The following is a 2158-nucleotide window of genomic DNA, read 5'->3' on the forward strand; positions in this document are numbered from 1 at the left end:
GCCGCGAATTCTGCCGTCACCGCCTGCAACGCCGCCTCGATGGTGAGATCTGCCAGATCGGAAAAGGCGCGACCGGCCCGCGCCGGATCGATCGAGCCGGCGAGCAGCCTGACGCCGATCAGGAACTTGTGCTCGGAGGCAAAAATGCGCAGCCGGTCGAGCACGTCCTCATAAAGCCGGTCGCCCTCGACAAAGGCGGAAAGCCGCGCCGACAGATAGGCCCGGTCCGGTAGCTCTGTCAGCAAGGCCGGGTCGAGCAGACCATCGAAGACATGCGGCCGGCGGGTGATGATCGCCGCCAGCCGGGGTGCAGCCCCCATGATCGTCGCCAGAAGCTTCAGCAGGGCCGGATTGGACTGCAGCAGGGAAAACAGCTGGATGCCGGCCGGCAGGCCGGCGAGAAACTCGTCGAAGCGCATCAGGGCTTCGTCCGCCCGGCGCGTCTGGCCGAAGGAGCGCAGCAGCGCCGGCGTCAGTTCCGTCAGCCGCTCGCGCGCCTCCGCCGACTGGGTGACGCGATAGCGGCCGAAATGCCAGCCGCGGATGACGCGGCAGATGTCGCTTGGCCGCTGAAAGCCGAGGCCGTGCAAGGTCTGCAACGTATCGGGATCGTCGACATCGCCGGTGAACACCAGATTGCCTATGCCCGTCGACAGTTCCGGCGCGGTTTCGAAAAGAGCCGCGTAATGGCGTTCCACCTGCTGCAGCGAGGCGCGGAATGCCAGGGCAAAGGCAGAAGCATCGGCAAAGCCGAGCATGCGGGCGATGCGTTCCAGTCCTTCATCGTCTTCCGGCAGCGTGTGCGTCTGCTCGTCGGCAACCATCTGCACGGCATGTTCGACGCGGCGCAGGAACCAGTATTGACGAGCCAACGCGTCGCACGCATCGGCGGTGATCCAGCCGCGTGCGGCGAGCTGGCCGAGCATCGGCACGGTCTCGCGGCCACGCAGTTCCGGGAAGCGTCCGCCGGCGATGAGTTGCTGGGTCTGGACGAAGAACTCGATCTCGCGGATTCCACCGCGCCCGAGCTTGACGTTGTGACCCTTGACGGCGATCTCGCCATGACCCTTGTGGGCGTGGATTTGGCGCTTGATCGAATGGACGTCGGCAATCGCCGCGTAGTCCATGTATTTGCGCCAGATGTAGGGCTGCAACTCCTTGAGGAAGGCAACGCCCGCGGCCAAATCTCCGGCCACCGGACGTGCCTTGATCATGGCGGCGCGCTCCCAGTTCTGGCCGCGTGCCTCATAGTAGCGCAGTGCCGCCTCAACCGGGATCGCCAGCGGGGTCGAACCGGGATCGGGGCGGAGCCTCAGATCGGTGCGGAAGACATAACCGTGCTCGGTGCGGTCCTGCAGGATGCGCACCAGGCGGCGCGTCAAGCGCGAGAACAGCTCGGTGGCATCGAGGGGATCAGCGACAGCGGGCGCTTCCGGATCGAAGAAAACCACAAGGTCGATGTCGGACGAGAAATTCAGCTCGTGCGCGCCGAGCTTGCCCATGCCGAGCAGGATCCAGCCCGATTGCTTCGACGGATTGTCGAGATCCCGCAGTTTGAGCTTGCCCTGGCCATGTGCGTCGCGCAGCAGGAAGTCGACAGCGGCGCGGGTGCAGGCATCGGCAAGGTCGCTCAGCCGCCGCACCGTCAGCGCCGTTTCGGCTTCGCCGGCAAGATCGGCCAGCGCGATCAGGAAATGCGCCTCGGCCTTCCATTGGCGCAGCTCCATCATCAGGCTGGATTCCGAGACCGCCTCGGCGAGATAGGCCTGGTCGATGGCAGCGCCGATCGCTTTCAGCCGAGCCTCGACGGGCTGGTCGAAGAGGCCGTCCAGAATCCGCGGCCGGCGGCGTGCCGTATCGCGCAGGAACGGAGACAGATCGAAAACGGCGGCGAGGAAATCCTGGCTCTCCCCTTTGCCGGCCAGGAACTTGGCCAACCGCGTCAGCCCTTCTTCCCGCGCCGCTGAAGCGATCTCGGCCAGTTCTTGCCGCGCATGGCCTTCATCCAGCGGAGCAAGCCTGGCCGCCGGCTTCAGCAGCCAATCCGTCGCCGCCCGCTTTGCAGCCGTGCTCATCAGTGATCCTCCCGTGCCGGGAAACTCATGACCACGGATAATCCGGGATTGCCAGGCAAGAGATCAAGCCGGCCATTGTGGAA

The 2158-nt window shown here is 65.4% G+C and carries 1 protein-coding gene; it reads right to left on the reverse strand.

The genetic code is table 11. The features are described from left to right. Positions 1–2075, reverse strand: a 2075-nt coding sequence (locus EN993_RS35080) for a bifunctional [glutamine synthetase] adenylyltransferase/[glutamine synthetase]-adenylyl-L-tyrosine phosphorylase (protein ID WP_127266170.1), incomplete at its 3' end; no start/stop codon positions are given. Positions 2076–2158: the final 83 nt, after the last annotated feature.

It is taken from the genome of Mesorhizobium sp. M7D.F.Ca.US.004.01.2.1 (assembly GCF_003997785.1).
In the GTDB taxonomy this organism is placed as follows: domain Bacteria; phylum Pseudomonadota; class Alphaproteobacteria; order Rhizobiales; family Rhizobiaceae; genus Mesorhizobium; species Mesorhizobium loti.